Annotated in this window: 17 protein-coding genes; 11 read left to right on the forward strand and 6 right to left on the reverse strand. The window is 63.8% G+C overall.

Going from position 1 to position 17,621, the window contains the following annotated elements:
* The first annotated feature begins 21 nt into the window (after positions 1-21).
* From QF047_RS00285 to QF047_RS00320, 8 genes are all read left to right on the forward strand, one after another.
* Complete coding sequence (locus tag QF047_RS00285) at positions 22-1,029, forward strand: tripartite tricarboxylate transporter substrate binding protein (protein ID WP_307272644.1); 1,008 nt, start codon at positions 22-24, stop codon at positions 1,027-1,029.
* Between the two features lie 36 nt (positions 1,030-1,065).
* Positions 1,066-1,695, forward strand: coding sequence for a methyltransferase (locus QF047_RS00290; protein WP_307272646.1), 630 nt, complete (start codon positions 1,066-1,068; stop codon positions 1,693-1,695).
* Between the two features lie 18 nt (positions 1,696-1,713).
* On the forward strand, positions 1,714-2,490 hold the full coding sequence (locus tag QF047_RS00295; protein WP_307272647.1) for an NAD(P)-dependent oxidoreductase: 777 nt from the start codon (positions 1,714-1,716) through the stop codon (positions 2,488-2,490).
* 79 nt (positions 2,491-2,569) lie between these two features.
* Entirely contained in the window at positions 2,570-3,907 is a 1,338-nt protein-coding gene (locus QF047_RS00300; protein WP_307272650.1) for a TRAP transporter large permease subunit, read from the forward strand.
* Between the two features lie 8 nt (positions 3,908-3,915).
* Complete coding sequence (locus tag QF047_RS00305) at positions 3,916-4,173, forward strand: hypothetical protein (protein ID WP_307272653.1); 258 nt, start codon at positions 3,916-3,918, stop codon at positions 4,171-4,173.
* Complete coding sequence (locus QF047_RS00310; protein WP_307272655.1) at positions 4,170-5,156, forward strand: cyclase family protein; 987 nt, start codon at positions 4,170-4,172, stop codon at positions 5,154-5,156. The genes QF047_RS00305 and QF047_RS00310 overlap by 4 nt, the downstream gene beginning before the upstream one ends.
* Positions 5,157-5,231: 75 nt before the next feature.
* Entirely contained in the window at positions 5,232-5,462 is a 231-nt protein-coding gene (locus tag QF047_RS00315) for a hypothetical protein (RefSeq protein ID WP_307272658.1), read from the forward strand.
* 48 nt (positions 5,463-5,510) lie between these two features.
* Positions 5,511-5,939, forward strand: a complete 429-nt coding sequence (locus tag QF047_RS00320) for a universal stress protein (RefSeq protein WP_307272660.1) — start codon at positions 5,511-5,513, stop codon at positions 5,937-5,939.
* 785 nt (positions 5,940-6,724) lie between these two features.
* Here the strand turns inward: QF047_RS00320 and QF047_RS00325 are convergent.
* Positions 6,725-7,381 carry a hypothetical protein gene (locus QF047_RS00325; RefSeq protein ID WP_307272662.1) on the reverse strand — a complete coding sequence of 219 codons (657 nt, stop codon included), beginning with the start codon at positions 7,379-7,381 and terminating at the stop codon, positions 6,725-6,727.
* 328 nt (positions 7,382-7,709) lie between these two features.
* Positions 7,710-8,105, reverse strand: coding sequence for a hypothetical protein (locus QF047_RS00330; RefSeq protein ID WP_307272664.1), 396 nt, complete (start codon positions 8,103-8,105; stop codon positions 7,710-7,712).
* Positions 8,106-9,388: 1,283 nt separating this feature from the next.
* Here QF047_RS00330 and QF047_RS00335 point away from each other — a divergent pair.
* A complete protein-coding gene (locus QF047_RS00335) occupies positions 9,389-9,538 on the forward strand; it encodes a hypothetical protein (RefSeq protein ID WP_307272668.1) in 150 nt (49 codons plus the stop codon).
* A 123-nt stretch (positions 9,539-9,661) separates the two neighbouring features.
* On the opposite strand, the gene QF047_RS00340 is transcribed toward QF047_RS00335, so the two are convergent.
* The gene (locus QF047_RS00340) at positions 9,662-10,687 is read right to left on the reverse strand and encodes an NADPH:quinone reductase (protein WP_307272670.1); all 1,026 of its coding nucleotides are present in this window, start codon (positions 10,685-10,687) and stop codon (positions 9,662-9,664) included.
* Between the two features lie 167 nt (positions 10,688-10,854).
* On the opposite strand from QF047_RS00340, the gene QF047_RS00345 reads away from it, so the two are divergent.
* Positions 10,855-12,168: an amidohydrolase gene (locus QF047_RS00345; protein ID WP_307272673.1), complete on the forward strand. Its 1,314-nt coding sequence runs from the start codon at positions 10,855-10,857 to the stop codon at positions 12,166-12,168.
* 116 nt (positions 12,169-12,284) lie between these two features.
* Positions 12,285-12,431, forward strand: coding sequence for a lmo0937 family membrane protein (locus tag QF047_RS00350; RefSeq protein WP_306636451.1), 147 nt, complete (start codon positions 12,285-12,287; stop codon positions 12,429-12,431).
* Between the two features lie 254 nt (positions 12,432-12,685).
* Here the strand turns inward: QF047_RS00350 and QF047_RS00355 are convergent, their stop codons facing one another.
* The 3 genes from QF047_RS00355 to QF047_RS00365 form a co-directional block, all read right to left on the reverse strand.
* The gene (locus tag QF047_RS00355; RefSeq protein WP_307272678.1) at positions 12,686-14,287 is read right to left on the reverse strand and encodes an APC family permease; all 1,602 of its coding nucleotides are present in this window, start codon (positions 14,285-14,287) and stop codon (positions 12,686-12,688) included.
* 90 nt (positions 14,288-14,377) lie between these two features.
* Entirely contained in the window at positions 14,378-16,021 is a 1,644-nt protein-coding gene (locus QF047_RS00360; protein WP_307272681.1) for a GMC family oxidoreductase, read from the reverse strand.
* Positions 16,022-17,539 carry an aldehyde dehydrogenase family protein gene (locus QF047_RS00365; protein WP_307272683.1) on the reverse strand — a complete coding sequence of 506 codons (1,518 nt, stop codon included), beginning with the start codon at positions 17,537-17,539 and terminating at the stop codon, positions 16,022-16,024.
* Positions 17,540-17,621 lie beyond the last annotated feature (82 nt).

Consider the following 17,621-nt stretch of genomic DNA (forward strand, 5'->3'; position numbering starts at 1 on the left):
AAGCTTCAAAGGAGAAGAACCATGATTACCCGTCCCCGTATCGCCGCCGCCTTCGCAGCAGCAACCCTCATCGCCCTCACTGGCTGTGGCGCCAACGCCGGAGCCACGAACACCGCCGCCGGAGACGACTTCCCGAAGAAGGGCAAGTCAATTGATCTTGTCGTCGCCTTCGGCTCCGGCGGGGCCGTGGACACCGCGGCGCGCCTGATCCAGCCGGTCCTGGAGAAGGAACTCGGCACCAACGTCGAGGTCATCAACAAGCCCGGCGCCGGCGGACAGATCGGCTACACCCAGCTCACCAGCGCCAAGCCGGACGGATACACCATCGGCGCCACCGGCTCCCCGTCCGTGGTTGTCTCGCCCTTGGATCCCTCCCGCGGCGCCAAATACACCCGCGAAAGCTTTCAGCCCCTCGGCCGCCAGGTCATCGACCCGACCGTGATCGCCGTCCAGCCGGACAGCCCCTACCAGTCCCTTAAGGACCTCCTGGATGCGGCCAAGGCGAACCCGAAGTCCATGACCGCCAGCACCACGGGTCTGCAGACCGGTGAACACTTCGCTCTGGCCCAGGTACAGGAAAGCACCGGTGCCGAATTCGCCCCGGTCCACTTCTCCGAAGGCGCATCCCAGGCAACCACCGCCTTCCTGGGCAAGCACGTGGATATCCTCGTGGCCAACGTCAGCGACGTGAACGACCTGACCAAGCAGGGCAAGGCCCGTGTCCTGGGAGTCATGTCCGACGAGCGCGCACCCTCACTGCCTGACGTTCCCACGTTCAAGGAATCAGGCTTCGACCTCGTGGCAGGAACGGCCCGCGGCTACTCCGCCCCGGCCGGGCTGCCCGACGCCGTTGCCAAGAAGCTCGAAGCCGCCCTTCAGAAGGCCATCGAAGACCCGGCCGTCGTCCAGAAGATGAAGGACCTGGGCCTGCAGACCAGCTACCTCAACGGCGATGACTACGAGCAGTTCTGGGCCGGGCAGGAAGGGGACTTCAAGAAGGTCCTCCCGCTGGTCCAAAAGACCAACTAACCCTTCCCCGATCGACAGCAACCGAAAGAACCCATCATGACAACCCCTGCCCTTGACACCATTGACGCTGACTTCCCCCGTCCCGACAGGGACGTCGTGGAACGCCTCGCCAAGCTGCCGGCAGCCAACATCGGTGATGCCATGGACCGGCTCGGCGTCGCACACTCCGCCATCCAGGCGATCTGGCCGGGAGCCCAAATTGCCGGGCCCGCCTTCACCGTCTGGACCCGGCCCGGCGACAACCAGGGCATCCACCAGGCCCTGGGGCTGGCTAAGCCGGGAGACGTCATCGTCGTCGCAGGTGGGGGAGATGAGTCACGGGCTCTGTTGGGGGAACTCATCGGTGAACGAGCCATCAACCTCGGCATCGCCGGGTTCGCCCTTGACGGCGCGGCCCGCGATGCCGAGGCCCTGGCCGGGATCGGCATGCCGGTCTTCGCCCGCGCCACCACCCCCGCCGGTCCCTACAAAAACGGCCCCTGCCGGCTGGGAACACCGATAGCCTTCGGCGGCGTCCCCGTGCTGCCGGGCGACATCATCATCGGCGACTCCGACGGTGTCGTTGTCATTCCCCGCGAGCAGGCCGCCGCAGTCGCAGAAGCCGCGGAAGCAGTGTTCGCCGACGAAACCAACCGCCGGCAAGCCATCGTCGCGGCCCGCCACTAGCAAGAAGGACGCAAAACCATGACAGCTTGCACTGTTATTGGCCTCGGCGAAGCCGGAGCCACCTACGCCGCAGCGCTCACCGCCGCGGGTCACAAAGTCACCGGATTTGACCCCGTCGCCCCAAACACACCCGCCGGTGTCGCCCGCGCAGCGACGGCCGCCGAAGCCTGCGAGGGCGCCGACATCGTCCTCGTCATGACGGGCGCCGCAGCCGCCCGCAACGTAGCGCAGGAGTGCCTGCCGGCCCTCCCCGCGGGCAGCTGCTACGCGGACTTCACCTCATCCTCCCCGGCCGTCATGCACGAACTGGGCCAGCTGCCCAGCAAGGCGGACTTCGCCGACGTCGCCATCCTCGGACCGGTAGCCGCGCTGGGGGAAAAAACACCGCTCATGGTGTCGGGCCCCGGAGCCCAGGCTGTCGCCGACCTGCTGCGGCCACTCGGAGTGGAGGTCGAGATTGCCGAAGGCGAGCCCGGTGCAGCCATGGCCCACAAGCTCCTGCGAAGCGTCCTGATGAAGGGCCTGGCAGCGGTGGTCGTCGAAGCCGTCACCGCCGGACAGGCTGCAGGGCTCGAGGACTGGATCCGCGGCCAGATCGCCAACCAGCTCGCCGGCGACGGGCAGGCAGTCATCGACAGGTTCCTCACGGGCACCGCCAAACATGCCCTGCGCCGCTCCAAGGAAATGCAGGACACGGCGAACTACCTCTCCGAGCTCGGCGTCCCGGCAGAAATGACGGCCGCGTCAGCCGCGGCCCACGCCCGACTTGCTGAAGTGGAACCGGCCTTGCGCTGACCCCGCAGTCGGACAGAATCAATAAACAGGGAAGTACGAACCACGTGACAAACAGCATTACAACGTCAGGGGCAGGAAAATGATCGGCATCTGGGCACTCGGAGCCTACCTGACCGTCATCCTGCTCTGGACCACCGTGATCAAGCGCAGCGTCGGGGAAGCCATGATCCTTGGCTTCCTCGTCGTGCTTCCCTTCAGCGGAGCCGCCGCCGGACAGATCGGGTGGACAGCGCTCTACTCGGCCATCACCGACGAAATCGTCTACGCCACCATGGCATTCGTCTTCATGGGATACCTGCTCGATAAAGGCGGCGTGCTGGACAAGCTCATCGACCTCTTGAACTCCCTGATAGGAGGGGTCAAAGGTGGACCGGCATGGGTCTCAACAGTGGCCTCGGCAGGGCTGGGCGGAGTGGTCCACAACCAGGCAGCCATCGCCGCCACCGTAGGGTCCGTCACCATCCCCTGGATGGAAAAATCCAAGCTCGACAAGCCCTCCGCCGCGACCCTCGTCGCGGGCAACGCGGGAATGGGGATTACCTTCCCCTTCAGCGCCTCGATGTTCGTCCTCGTCGGCTCCGCCACCGTCGGACCCCTGCTGGACATCAACGCGCTCGTCCTGCCGCTGCTCTTCGGCGGGCTGTGGTGCTTCCTGCACCGGCTGATCGTGACCTGGCTCCTGATCCGCAAGAGCGGGATGGCGCCCTTGGACGCGGCCCACCGGTTATCCGTCAGGACGGCATTTAGCCGCGGCTGGGCCACCATGCTGCTGTTCGTCGTCGTGGCCATCCCGCTCGTCATTACCTCCGGCACAATCGCCACCGCACTTTCGGACTGGACCGGGGGAGACATCACCAAGTCCGTCAGTGTCATCGTCTGGATCCCGGTGGTCCTGATCATCACCGGCGTCCTGCTGGGCAGGAAGAAGCTTCCCAACACCGGCCGGGCCTGGTGGGCCATGCTGCAGAACTCTGCCCCGCGCTTCGGGATCGTCGGCGTCACGGTCGTCTTCGCTTTCGCCGGAGCCAACGCCCTCGCCGCCACCGGCCTGCCCAAGCAGATGACAGCACTGCTGAACGGTATGAACCTGCCCCTGTGGCTGCTGGCCATCCTGATCGGCCTGATCGTCATCGCCGTCGCCGCACCCTTGTCTGCCACGGCGACGATGGCCGCCGTCGGAACCGTCGGCGTCGCCGCCCTGGTCGCAGCTGGAGTTCCGGCCACAACTGCCGCCGTGGCCGTCCTGGTCTTCTCCTCCTGCGAAGCCGCAGTACCACCCGGCGGTGCCCCGCTCTACGTCGCCTGTGGCATTGCTGACGTCAACCCCATCAAGACATTCGCCCGCCTGCTCACCCACTACGCCCTGCCCCTGCTGGGCATCGGCGTCCTGATCATCCTCGGCCTCCTGCCGATCTAAGGAACACGATGAACAAGATCAGAAAAGCCATTGAAGTCATCTTCGTACTGACCCTGGCAGTCCTGCTCGTGGGGGGAGTGCTGTTCGTCGCCGGACAGGCCGTCGGCCTCATCCTCGGGCAAGGAGGCTTGCTGGAATTCTTCAACACCACCGTCAAGGCCCCTATCTGCATTGCAGCCTCAGTGTGCGCGATCGCCGGATTCCTGCTCAGCTACCAGCGTCACCAGGAACAGGCCCAGCCACAAGAGGAGGCAACGACGCGATGACCGGCGCTCTCACCGGGCCCTACCCGACCTTTGCCGAACTTCTCCTAAGGGAAGGAAACGTGGCCGGCACCTCCTGGGGCCTTTTCCCCGAACCCGAGCGGGGCGCACCGTCCTTCATCACCCAAGAGGCAATCCTGGGGGCCAAAGACTGCATCCGCACCGGGATGGTTTTCGGCCTGGACTATCCTGCCGACGCTTTTGATCCGGGCATGTCCCTCAAACGCAGTGGACCCCGGCACACCATCTACTCCTCCCACCCAGCCCACCGGGACGACTACCTGGACGGGTATTACCTCCAGGGGTCCACGCAGATCGACGGGCTCAGGCACCGCCGGGCCGATGATATTGGTTTCTACAATGGCACCAGCGACAACCGGATCACCGAAAGCACCAAGGACCTCGGCATCCAGGAATGGGCAGAAAATCCGATCACCGGCAGGGGAATACTGGTCGACCTGGACGGGTACCGAAACAGCCTCGGCGAGCCCATAGACCACGCAAGCGGAGAACCAATCGGCCTTGACCTGGTCCATGCAGCCATGGCGGCCCAGTCCCTCAGCACACGGGCGGGCGATATCCTCATGCTCCATACCGGATGGTGCGAATGGTTCCTGGCCCTGGCCGCCGACGAGAAACAGCGGATCCGTGAAAGCCGCAAAGCATCAGGCATCGCGCAGTCGCAGGAGTTCGTCGCCTGGGCCTGGGACAGCAACTTTGCTGTCGTAGCGGCCGATAACTTCGCCTTCGAATGCCTACCCGTCGTGGCCGAGAGCCCATTCCAGCTCTCAGCCCCAAACGACCACGGCATGATGCACCAACAACTCCTCGCCAAACTCGGCATGCCCCTTGGCGAACTATGGAAACTCGGCCCCCTCGCCACGTACATGAGGACCACAGACAGATGGGACGCCTTCATCAGCATCAAGCCCTTGAACATCACCGGAGGCACAGGCTCGCCAGCCAACGCCACCGCAATCACATGACCTGGAACAAACGATAGCGAACAGCAAGAGCAGCCGCTAACCAATCACACGGCCATCCCCCTTCGGAGGTATGACATGGCACTAAACCGAGCCGTCCCCCGCAAACATGTTGAGTGGAACCTGCTCATCAATACCCGGGTGGAAATTCGCCATCACGGCCGTGTGATCAGAACGGGCATCATTGAAGACGCCATGCCCGACTCCTCGACAGCGTGGATCGCTGCCGATACCAGTGGCCCCCGCCAGATGTTTGAAATGGCCCAAGGCCACCAGGTCTGGGTCACGCCCGAGGATCTCAACCACTAGCCCGGCCAGCAAATATCAGTATCAATTCATCCAAGGAAAGAACCAAAAGTGACTGAAGCGATAGTCGTAGGCGTCGATGGCAGTGAAACCGCCAGGCGGGCCGCAGAATCAGCAGCCGCTATGGCTACAGCTCTTGGGGCAAAACTCCATGTCGTGACGGCGTTCAGCAACGACCGTGCACAGGTCCTCGGAATCGCCAACGATCAGATGGCCTTCTCCGAGGAGAGAAACGCTGAAAAAGTCGCACGGGAAGTTGCGGTCGCACTTCGATCAGGGCAACTGGAGGTTGACCACTCCGCTGTCCGCGGCACGCCCGCCCAAGCGCTTATTCAGCAGGCGGAAAAGCACAGCGCCCTCATGATTGTCGTGGGCAGCAGGCGCATGCGCGGACTCGGAAGAGTTCTTGGCAGTGTCGCGAACAATGTGGCCCACAACGCCCCGTGCGATGTTTATATAGCCAAGACCGATCAGCCGTAAAGCTGGAACTCCGATAGGCCGAAAGGCTCCTCCCGGTTAAAGCCAGAAGCGCGGATAAGCAGCCATATGTAAGCCTGATGCCCTTGCCGCGATGAGGTGTGGGAACCCACGTGCGGGGTCAATATATCTAAAGTTCACAGCGGTCTGGACTGTCCACTTCGCAAACGTGATCTCTCGATAATGCTTGCAGTCGCGGCTATGGCCGTGAGTCCTGTCGCCGCGGCGGCACGCGGAGTCGGACGTGTTGCGCGGATTGCGTTAACGGGCTCTGGCTGAGCAGTCTTGCATTTAACGGATTCCGGGGAAAATGCCACGGATGACGTCAGGAAACAGCCCCTTTTGCGGTCACTCCCCCGCCTGTTTTCAAGCGCCGATAATGGACCTTCTGTCAACCCAGCGATTACGTACTTAGCAGTCGGTTGGGCGCTGCCGGTTCGCAAAGGCAGTGACATCAAGCGATTGAGCCAATTCAGGTTGAAACGTGGTGATGTTGTTCCCGCACAGCCTCGTGGCAGTGCGGGAACAACATTACTTCGGGTCCTTTTCCGATCTAAATCATGAACCCGGGGGTGGCTGCCCTAGGTGTTGCGGGTTGGGCCAACTGCCGATGTGTGCAGGCATGGATCCGGCCAGTTGCCGATGTGGGAGCGGCGGGACTGGTCTGAGGCAACGGAAAGCGGGGTGCGGTTGGACATGGCATTTCTCCTGACTGAACATTGAGTCCGTAGGCCGAATGCGGCGTACGGCTGGTCTTATCTGCCTGTGTGAAGGCAGAGCTGACCTGTTCAGTCGGGGGAAGACCCCGGATCGGCGGCGGGACCGGAAGGCGGTGTCACCGCTGCATTGGTGGCGACGGCGCTGGCGGCGGGGGACAGCCCGTTCCAGAAGGCGGCGATATGGGCCATGTGTGAGACGGAGCCGCCTGAGCCGGCGGAGCCCGGCGCGCCTTGGGTCGCGGCATTATTCAGCCAGTCTGTGACGGGGTGTTCGTGCAGCAGCCCTGGCGCCGGTGCCTGGATAGCGCTGGCCAGAGGGCCGGTTGAGGCACTGATCTTCGGCTGGGCGAATGTCTTGAACGGCGAATCAGTGTTTTGGACCGGGTTAACCTCCCCGGACGGACGGTCAGGGACGAATTGCCGGGCGTCCGCAGCAGGTGACGGCAGCACAGTGGACACCGCCGCCGGCTGCGCCTCGGGAACGGTAGCGACAGGAACGTCCAGGTTGGGCAGTTGTGGAGGTATGACCGCCGGAAGGGGCAGCCGCGGTAGCGGCTGGGTTATGGAAGCAACGGCGTCGTCCACAGCTGTAACCGTACGGTCGAGAGTGGAGGCTAAAGAGGCAACAGTCCTGTTCACGGCGGTCACCGGTGTGGCTGTCTGAGAAACGGCGGAGACTGCCGGTGCCGCGATCCCGGTCACCGGCAAGGCCACCGGCTCGGTCACCTGGGTAACTATGGCAACAGTAGGCGCGGTTGCGCCGACGACGGCACCCCCGACACCTGCAACGTGTTGCGCGGTGGAACTGGCGGGGTCCTGCCCGGCAGGCAGAAGCTGAGCAGCCGGGGATGAAGGAGCATTGACGAGGCTAGGGTTCAAGACGCTTTCAGAGACGGCGGCCTTGGAAGGGTCCGTTGACGCCTGTGCACTGTCCGCCCCCCACACGAGCCACGCCAGTGCAATCAGGGCGGGGACCAGAAGGGCGCGCACAGAAACAATGCGGCAATAGCGAAGCAAGCTGCCCATTCCATTCACCCCCCCGAGCAATGCGAGATCAGGATATGCCCCGGGGAGGAACACGTCCAGAGAATATTTGTTTGATGGTATTCGGTGTCTTCAGCCAACCCTGAAGGATAAGTATTTCGACGACGGCGTCCAGAAGGTAGATCTTGCTGATCCGCCCTTTGCCCACGTAGATCAGATCAATGGCCGCAAGTGTGGCCGCCGTCCCGATACCAAGCCGTCGTGCTGACCTATCGCTGCCAGACCGGTCCGCGGCACGCAGTTGCTCCACACCAATGGTGATGAGCAGCCCTGATACGGTCCGGACCAGCCATTTATCGGTTTTGGCTCCACTGACCGCCTCAAAGCTGCGCATGTGCACTAACGGCCAAAGCCCGTTGATGACATTAAAGCCGCCCTGCAGTCTAGCTAAGTTCAGGAAGGCCATAGTCTCTCCATTCCGCCAAACTGAACTTGGCGTGATCTGCATAGTGCGGGATTGCCCGGTGGTCATTGGTTTGTTTGGTATGGACCAGGACGCCTGCTCGCTGCGGCCGGGGTTATGGCGTGGTGTGAAACGGGTTTAGCTCCTGAAAGGCGCCGTCCCACATAGCGCATGATTCCTGTCACGATGATGATCGGGAGCAGGGCTACTACTGTGCCTCCGGCTGCTCCAGAAATTCCACCCAGGTGGATCCCGCTTTGACCCAAGCCGGTCAGCCATCGATTCCAGGCTTCAACCATCATCCAGATGCACCCTGCCAGGCAGAGCGCCCCGCCCACGCCGTAAGCGAAAGCGGCAATGGGCTCCCTCGCGCTATGAGTGACGACTGCTCTCGTCGCTAACGTGACCGCCATTATAAATAGGGCAAGGGCAACCACGGAGGGGGTTTTCGAGTCGGCGCGACCCGCCCAGTCCATAAGCCCGAAAGTATAGGTAAAGCCAAAGCCGGTCGACACATACATACCTTGCTCCTCCGCTAAGGCGACTCCCCAGCCGTTTCGCGGTGTCTGTAAACGCCAGTTATCAAACGTGTGGTCCGGATGAGCGAGGTGCTCGTACTCATCCTTCACATTCAATGGAGTACTCACGCCCATCCATTTGCCTTGCCATCTGCTGCGGTGATGCACGAGGAAGCGTGAGGTGCGTAGTAATCGATGGTCACCTACCTCTGCTTACATCCCTGCCCGGGAAGCTCCGCCGGGACCACCATGCAGCAGCTGCTTCCCACCCTTATTCCACCAAGCGCTGCCTCTGCGCCTGACCCTCATAAATCCCCACTGGAAGTCTCCGCCCACGCTCCGGGTAGTACGTGGCGTGCGACATTGGCGTGTATGGGGTCCAACCGCAGTCAGCCGAACCCTGGGCATGAGGAACCAGGCGGGGGCGATCACTGAGGCTGAAAAAGAAAACCAAAAGGAGAGGGCGTGGTCGGTGGTTGTCACGTAATCGACAGACAGGCGACCGGCACTACGGGGAACAACTCTGGCGGCATCGGCATGCTTCAACACGGTGGGAGCCCATCATCAATGGGAGTAGTGGAAGCCGTTGCTTGACTGGTCTTGGCGGCAAATGATGCAGCCGCCAACCCGTTTGTAAGCATACTGTCTATTTTGCGGTGGTGCTAGGCGCGGCCCGGGGGTTTTCCGCATGCGGCTGCTGAGAATCCAGGGAGTGCGACTTTTGGTGACAGGTGGCTTCACCGGCTTGAGCTGGTTGCCCGCCGGCCCTTGGACGAAACAAGTCCGCCGGCCCTACTGATGGACGGCGCCCGGCGCGGGCCGTTGGAAGACTCCGGAGGTTTTCCCGGCTACGAGGAGGTCATGGATGCCTTGGTGGAGCCGTCGCATCCTGACCACGCCGAATACTCCGCATGGTGACCGACCTGACCGGCTCCGATGCGGCTTTTGACCCTGCCTTCCTGGACATTCCCGTCGCGTGCCAGGGTGTGGGGGCAGATCAGTTGATAACGGCCCGGGCGAGTCGGAAGGCCATCGGGAAGCTCAGGATGACGATGCGACGTCGATGAGCACCTTACCGATGGTGCCCTGCTCCACGGCGTCATGTGCCCCGGCGGTCGCTTCGAGCGGAAAGCGGGTCAGCGGCAGGCCATGTTCTTCACCAACGCGCAGCGCGCCGGCCTTTAGCGCCTCGGAGACGGCGTCCACTGCGTGCTGTTTCTGCTCGTCCCCAACGGTGTAAGTCAGGATGAACTGGTAGCGGACGTTCTTCGTCATGCTTTCACGGATGGGAACGGTCACTGATTCCCCGGGATTCGCCGCGTAAATGGCGATGGTTCCGTTCGGCTTGAGCACCTGTACGTCGGAGTCGATATTCGCTGGAGCGTTAACATCGACGATGATGTCGACTCCGCCTGGGGCCGCTCGGCGGACAGCAGTCACGACGTCGTCCGTCCGGTAGTTGATAACTGAATGGGCTCCGGCGAGGCGCGCGAGTTCACCTTTCCGTTCGCCGCTGACGGTCGTAATGACTGTCGCTCCGGCCCATACTGCCAATTGAATGGCCGCATGTCCCACTGCGCCTGCGCCGCCGGTAACGAGCACGGTTCGTCCCGACAGGGCTCCGGGTGCGAGCCTGGCGGGGCCGTCCTCGGCCGAGGTCAGCGCCCGGTGCGCTGTCAGGGCGGGGATACCGATGGATGCGCCCGTGTCGAAGGATTCGGTATCCGGAAGTGCCACTGCTTTGACCGCCGGTACAACCACATACTCCTGCGCGGTGCCTTCATTGCCGCCCCAAGCAACGTCCCACAGCCAGACGCGGTCTCCGATGCTGAATCCCGTCACTCCGGATCCGATCTCGTCGATCACGCCGGCACCGTCCTGATTAGGAACCTTTGGAGCGTCCAGCTTGGTGCTTCCTCCGCCTGCCCGGGACTTCCAGTCGGTGGGATTCACCCCGGAGACGACGACCCGGACGCGGACCTCGCCAGCGCCTGGATCAGTCAACGGCTTGTCCCGAAGCTCCAGCACTGCGGACGGACCTGTCTCCTCGAACACAATCGCTTTCACGTCTTCTCCAATGAGTCGGTTTGCCTGGCTGGCCTTACCGAACCAACCTACCGAAGGACTCGACTGCCGTTGCAGCGGGGGCCGGGAGTCGTCCCTTGCAGCCCCCCAGCTTGGGGCGGACACTGTCAGGGGGATGGCAGGGATTCCAAAGGTGGAAGGAGCGGGCCATGGGCGCAGCAGGAAAGGATGGGACGCAGACGGGAACCGAAGTTGACGGCCCGGGCCAGGACGCAGTAGCGCAGATTCTCGCCGGCCAGGAGGGCATCGCCGGCTCGCGGGACGAGTTGTACAAGGACCTGCACCGGCATCCGGAGCTCGGCAATCAGGAGGACAGAACGGCAGCCAAAGCCGCCGGGCTACTGCAGGAATTCGGTTACGAGGTGCACCAGAAGGTCGGTTCCACGGGCGTGGTAGGTATCCTGAGAAACGGCGAGGGCCCCACCGTGCTGATGCGCGCTGACATGGATGCCCTGCCCGTGGCCGAAGACACCGGGCTGCCCTACGCCAGCAAAGTGACGGCCGATGACGCGGGCGAAGAAGTACCCGTGGCGCATGCTTGCGGGCACGATGTGCACGTTGCCTGCCTCCTGGGAGCAGCGCGGCTGCTCGCCGAAAGTAAGTCCGCCTGGACCGGGACGTTCATCGCACTGTTCCAACCGGCGGAGGAACTGGCAGACGGCGCCCGCCGGATGATCGAGGGCGGCCTGGCCGGGATGATCCCGAAACCGGACGTCGCGCTCGCCCAGCACGTGCTCGCGTTTCCTTCCGGGCACCTCGGTACCCGCCCCGGCGCCTTCCTCTCCAGCGCGGACAGCATGAGGATCACCGTCTTCGGGCGGGGCAGTCACGGCTCCATGCCCCAACTGAGCGTAGACCCGGTCCTCCTGGCCGCCTCGATCGCTCTGCGCCTGCAAACCGTCGTCTCCCGCGAGGTCACCCCCGGTGTATTCGCCGTCCTCACGATCGGCCGGCTCAGCGCCGGAACGAAAAGCAATATCATCGCCGACCGTGCCGTGCTGGAGCTGAACATCCGTACCTTCGACAACGACACGCGCAAACTCGTTCTGGACGCAATCAGACGGATCGTCAGCGGGGAATGCAGCGCCGCCGGCTCCCCGAAGGATCCCGACTTCGAACTCTATGACCACTACCAGCTGACCACGAATGATCCCGACGTAACGGCAAGGGTGGACAAGGCCTTCCGCAGCCATTTCGGCAAGAAGGCAACCACTCTTGACCGGCAATCAGCCAGCGAGGACTTCAGTGAAATCCCGGACTCGCTGGGCATCCCCTACACGTACTGGGGACTCGGCGGGATCGATCCGGCACTTTACGCGAAGGCCGAAGCGGCCGGAACCGTCTCGAGCGATATTCCGGCCAACCACTCACCACACTTCGCGCCGGTCATCACCCCCACGCTTCAGACCGGTACAGCCGCCATTGTCGTCGCCGCGCTTGTCTGGCTCAAGCCCAACGCCTGAAACAGGGTGAGCTGTAGCCTCCCCCCAGGGCAGCCGCTGGCGTAGGCTGAGCGAATCATGTGAAGAGCGGACGGGCCGCAGTATCCCATCCGCAGACGAACGAAGGAGATACTACTATGTTGCTTTGGATAGCCATTATTATCGCCGTTCTCTGGCTGCTCGGCCTGCTTGGCAACATCGGCGGCGGCCTCATCCATATCCTTCTGGTCGTTGCCGTGATCGTCCTGATCGTTCACTTCGTCCGCGGCAGGTCCCGCGTCTAAAACGCAGTCTCTGAACGAAAGCCCGTGTCACTGACACGGGCTTTCCTGTTGCCCCTGCTCCCAATGGTTGTGTCCATTCATCCGTGGACCGGCCACTCGTGCCTGATGCTGAAGTCATAAGTATCGGCGAAAGAACTTTTCATCAACGTGCTTGGAGCATCAAGAAAGGGCCGACGGCGGCACTGAGGTGAGTGCCGCCGTCGACCCTTCCTTGGGGGCGTCAGGCTCCAACTGAAGGGGTGGGAGCAGTGGCTCTAGGCCACCGGGGCCTCCATCGCGTGGGCTTCGGTTCTGGTTGCCTGTAAGGCCGGGCCCGACGACGGATGCGCCGCAACCGCTGCGGCGTGCTCCGCGAGCACACCCGTCTGATGGCGGATCTTCAGCCGGTACAGCAGGGCCCCGCCCCCGGCGACGGCGGCAACGAAGATCACGCCGCCCCACTGCAGGTACCACTCGAACGGCGGCACCGAGTTGTAGATCTCCGGCCGCGGCCAGATCAGGTTCAGCGTCATGGCGCCGCCCCACAGGACCGCGAGGATATTCACCGGCAGGCCCCACTTGCCCAGGCTGAAGCCGGGCTCGGAGCCGTCGTCGGCCAGCGGCCACTTCTTCTGCAGGCGCTTGCGGAGCAGCGGAACGGTGACCAGCAGGTAGGACAGGTAAATCAGGACGATGCTGATGCTGGACAGGATGGTGAAAATCGCCGGCTGCATTACGTTGACCACCAGCGGGAGCACGGCCAGGATGCCGATGACGATCGCAGCAACAGTGGGGGTCCTGCGGACCGGGTCCACCTTGCCGAGCTGCCGGCTGAAGGGCAGGTTGTTGTCCCGGGCCATGGCGAACATCATCCGGATGGCGGCGGCGTGGACGGCCAGGGTGCAGACCACCACGGCTACCACGATGCACACCAGGAAGGCTTTTCCGAAGGGGCCGCCCAGCACTGAGAGCACCAGGTATTGCAGGCCGCCGTCGGCCGCCCCCAGCTTGGGATCGTTGAGATCCGGGGCTGCCAGGATGCCGAAGAGCAGGATCAGGCCGCCCAGCAGGAACGACGCCGTCACCGCACGGAGGATGGCCTTGGGTGCGGTGCGCTTGGGGTCCTTGGTTTCCTCGCCCAGCGAGCTTGCGGTGTCAAAGCCGTACATCACGTAGCCGGAGGCCATGGCGCCGATCATGAACACGCCGAAGAAGCCGAGGTCGTGCCCTTCGCCGAAACCGGCGGTGTCGAAGAAGACCTCGGGCCCCCGCACCACGTGCCAGCCCAGGGCGAGGATCAGCAGCACGGCCGCGATCAGCTCCACGAACACGCCGATGCTGTTGATCCTGGTCATGAGTTTCACGCCGAACGCGTTGATCATGGTGGAAATGCCGATCATGATGCTCGCCAGCAGCACACCGTTGAGGGCGAAGTCGTAGGTGCCCGTTCCATCTCCGATGAACTGGAAGCCGGACCAGAGCTGCGGCAGGGTGAGCTGCAAGGCCAGCGCCACGGCGCCGAGCGCCACGATGGACGAGATGAGCAGCAGCCACCCTGCGAGCCAGGACCACGTCCCGGTGGTGAGCCTCTTGGCCCAGTTGTACACCGATCCGGCAACCGGGTATCGGCCCGCCAGTTCGGCAAAACACAATGCCACCATCAGCTGGCCGGCGAAGACCAGCGGCCAGGACCACGCGTACGCAGGGCCGGCCATGGAAAAGCCAAAGTAGAACAGTTGAAAAACACCGGTGAGGATGGAGATGTAGCTGACGCCTGCTGCGAAGCTGGCAAACTTGCCGATGCTTCGGTCCAGGGTCTGCGTATAACCAAACTCGTCCATGCCGCTTGAATCAATACTCTTGCTGGGTTCCGCCATGTGGGACTCCTAAATCAGAAAAGCACGATAGTGATGACCGGCCGGCCGTGGCAAATGGAAGGTCGATGCCCTGCCGCCGGACCTCGCCTCTCAGGCGAGGGACGCGGTGAGCTCCATTTCTTCAATGGCCATGGCTTCGCCGGACCGGCTGGCGCGGATGAGGTCCGCGCAGCGCTCGCCGATCATCATGACGGTGATGTTGGGGTTGACGGTGACGTGCTCAGGCATGACGGAGGCATCGGCGACGCGAAGTCCTGTGACGCCCTTGACCCGCAGCTCGGGATCGAGCGGTGACATGCCGTCGTCGAGAGGTCCCATCCGGACGGTGCCTACCGGGTGGTACACAGTGTTGTGCGTCTTGCGGATGTAGTCCCGCAGCTCCTCGTCGGTCTGCGCCTCGATGCCCGGGGAAAGTTCCCGGCCCGCCCATTCGGCCATTGCAGGCTGGGCGGCGATTTCGCGGGCCTTGCGGATGCCGGCAACCATGACGCGCATGTCGTGGCCCTCCGGGTCCGTGAAATAGCGCGGGTCAACCATGGGCTTGTCCCGGAAGTCGCGGCTGCGCAGGCGAACGGTTCCGCGGGAGCGGGCGTGCGTGACGTTCGGGGTGAGGCTGAAGCCGTTCTCCGTGGTGGGGTAGCCGTGCCGCAGAGTGTTCATGTCGAACGGGACCGAGCCGTAGTGCATCATCAGGTCCGGCCGGTCCAGGCCGTCCTCGGTGGGGGTGAAGATGCCGATCTCCCACCACTGCGTTGAGGTCTGCACCATGGGCTGCCTGGCCTCGTACTGCACCACGCCTTCCGGGTGGTCCTGCAGGTGCTCGCCCACACCGGGGGAGTCCACCAGGACCTCGATGCCGTGCTGGGCCAGGTGCGCTGCCGGGCCGATGCCGGACAGCATCAGCAGCTTGGGGGAATCAATGGCACCGGTGGACAGGATGACCTCGCGGTGCGCGGAGAGCCGGTGGGTCCGGCCGAACGCTGAGTCCACCACGTCCACGCCGGTGCAGCGTTTGTCCGCGTCGATCACCAGCTGGCGGGCGCGGAGGCCGGTCAGTAGGGTGAAGTTGGGGCGCCCGATGATCGGGTGGATATAGGAAACGGAGCTGGAGGAGCGCGTGCCGTCCGCGCGGCGGTTGATCTGGAAGAAGTTGGCGCCGTTGACCACGGTGGTTCCGGTATTGAACTTCGCCCGGGGAATGCCGGCCTGTTCGCAGGCGTCCAAAAGCGCGACGCCGGCAGGATCCACCGGGGGCACGTTCATCAGGTGCACGGGGCCTGAGTCCCCGTGGTGCGGCGCGTCCGGGCCCGCGTCCTCGTTGGTCTCCAGCCGCTGGTAGAGCGGCCAGGCGGCGTCAGCGTTCCAGCCGCTGGCCCCGTACTTGGTCTCCCACTCGTCCAGGTCTTCGCGCGGCGCCCAGAAGGCGATGCAGGAGTTGTGGCTGGAGCAGCCGCCCATGACTTTGGCGCGGGCGTGGCGCATAAAGGAGTTGCCGTTTTCCTGCGGCTCCACGGGGTAGTCCCAGTCGTAGCCGGATTCGAGCAGCTCCATCCAGCGGTCCAGCTGCAGGATCTCGGGCAGGTTGCGGTCATCCGGGCCGGCTTCCACAAGGGCCACGGTCACCTCAGGATCTTCACTGAGCCGTGCGGCCACAGCCGCGCCGGCGGATCCGCCGCCGATGACGATGTAATCGAACGAGCGCTCGCTGAGGTCCTCGATGTTGTCGACGTGCATCTAGTTCTCCTTGCTGTGATCAGCAAACCAGCCGGTTACCTGCGGGTTGGTGTTCTGGTAGATGTGTTTGGCTTCCTGGTATTCCGCCAGCCCGGTGGGGCCAAGCTCGCGGCCGACGCCGGACTGGCCGAAGCCGCCCCACTCGGCCTGCGGGAGGTAGGGGTGGTAATCGTTGATCCACACTGTGCCGTGCCGCAGCCGGGATGCCACGCGCTGAGCCTTGCCGGCGTCCTGGGTCCAGACCGCGCCGGCCAGCCCGTAGATGGTGTCATTGGCGGTGGCGACGGCCTCATCCTCGGTGCGGAAGGCTTCCACGGTCACCACGGGGCCGAACGCCTCATCGGTGACCACGGACATGCCTCGCTGCACCTGGTCCAGGATGGTCGGCTGGTAGTAGTAGCCGGCGTCGTACTTCTCCCCGGCAGGTGCCGCGCCGCCGCTGCGGAGCCGTGCGCCTTCCTGGAGGCCGCGCTGGACGTAAGTGTGCACTTTGTCCCGGTGGGCCGCGGAGATCAGCGGCCCGGTTTCGGCAGCGTCGTCAAACGGACCGCCAAGCCGGATGCCCTGCGCGCGGCGGACCAGTTCCTCGACGAAGCGTTCGGCGATCGATTCCTCCACCAGCAGCCGTGCCCCGGCGGAGCAGACCTGGCCAGAGTGGACGAAGGCCCCGTTCAAGGCATTGTCGACGGCGGCGTCGAAGTCCGCGTCCGCGAACACCACATTGGGGTTCTTGCCGCCAAGCTCCAGCGCCACCTTCTTGACCGTCCCTGCGGCCGCCGCCGCGATACGCTTGCCGGTTTCCAGGCCGCCGGTGAAGGAGACAAGGTCGACGGCGGGGTGTTCCGAAAGGGGTGCACCCGCCTCGGCGCCGGGTCCCGTCACGAGGTTGGCGACGCCGTCGGGAAGGCCAAGGTCCTGCAGCAGTTGCATGGCCAGGATGGCGGTGGAAGGTGTCAGCTCGGAAGGCTTGAGGACGAAGGTGCAGCCGGCGGCGAGGGCGGGGGCAATCTTCCACGCCGCCTGGAGCAGGGGGTAGTTCCAAGGCGTGATCAGGCCGCAGACACCCACGGGCTCGTAGACAATTTTGCTGACGACGGCGGGGTCCCCGGCATCGACCATGCGTCCGGCCTGTTGCCCTGCAAGCCTGCCGAAGTATTCGAAGCAGGCCGCGATGTCGTCCATGTCGATGCGGCTTTCGACGATCCGCTTTCCGGTGTCCAGCGACTCCGCCCGGGCAAACTTTTCCCGGCGTTCGCGCAGTTCCGCAGCGACCTTGAGCAGGAAGGTGCCGCGCTCGGGTGCCGGGACCCCGGACCAGACACCGGAATCGAAGGCGGCCCGGGCTGCGGCGATGGCCCGCTCCGCATCTTCCCGGCCGGCCTCGGAGACAGTGGCTGCCAGTTCGCCGTCGGCCGGGTTGCGGATCTGGCGCACGGCGCCGGACGCGGCCGGCTCCCATGAGCCGTTGATGAACAGTGTGGAGGCTGCCGTGTCAGTGGATGGTGTGGCGTATGTCATACGCAGGACAGTAATGGAGATTGAACGAGTGTTCAATACTTATTTTGAACAAACGTTCAATGTGACGTGAAGTGCCGGTACC

The organism is Arthrobacter sp. W4I7, assembly GCF_030816215.1.
GTDB classification, from domain to species: Bacteria; Actinomycetota; Actinomycetes; order Actinomycetales; family Micrococcaceae; genus Arthrobacter; species Arthrobacter siccitolerans_A.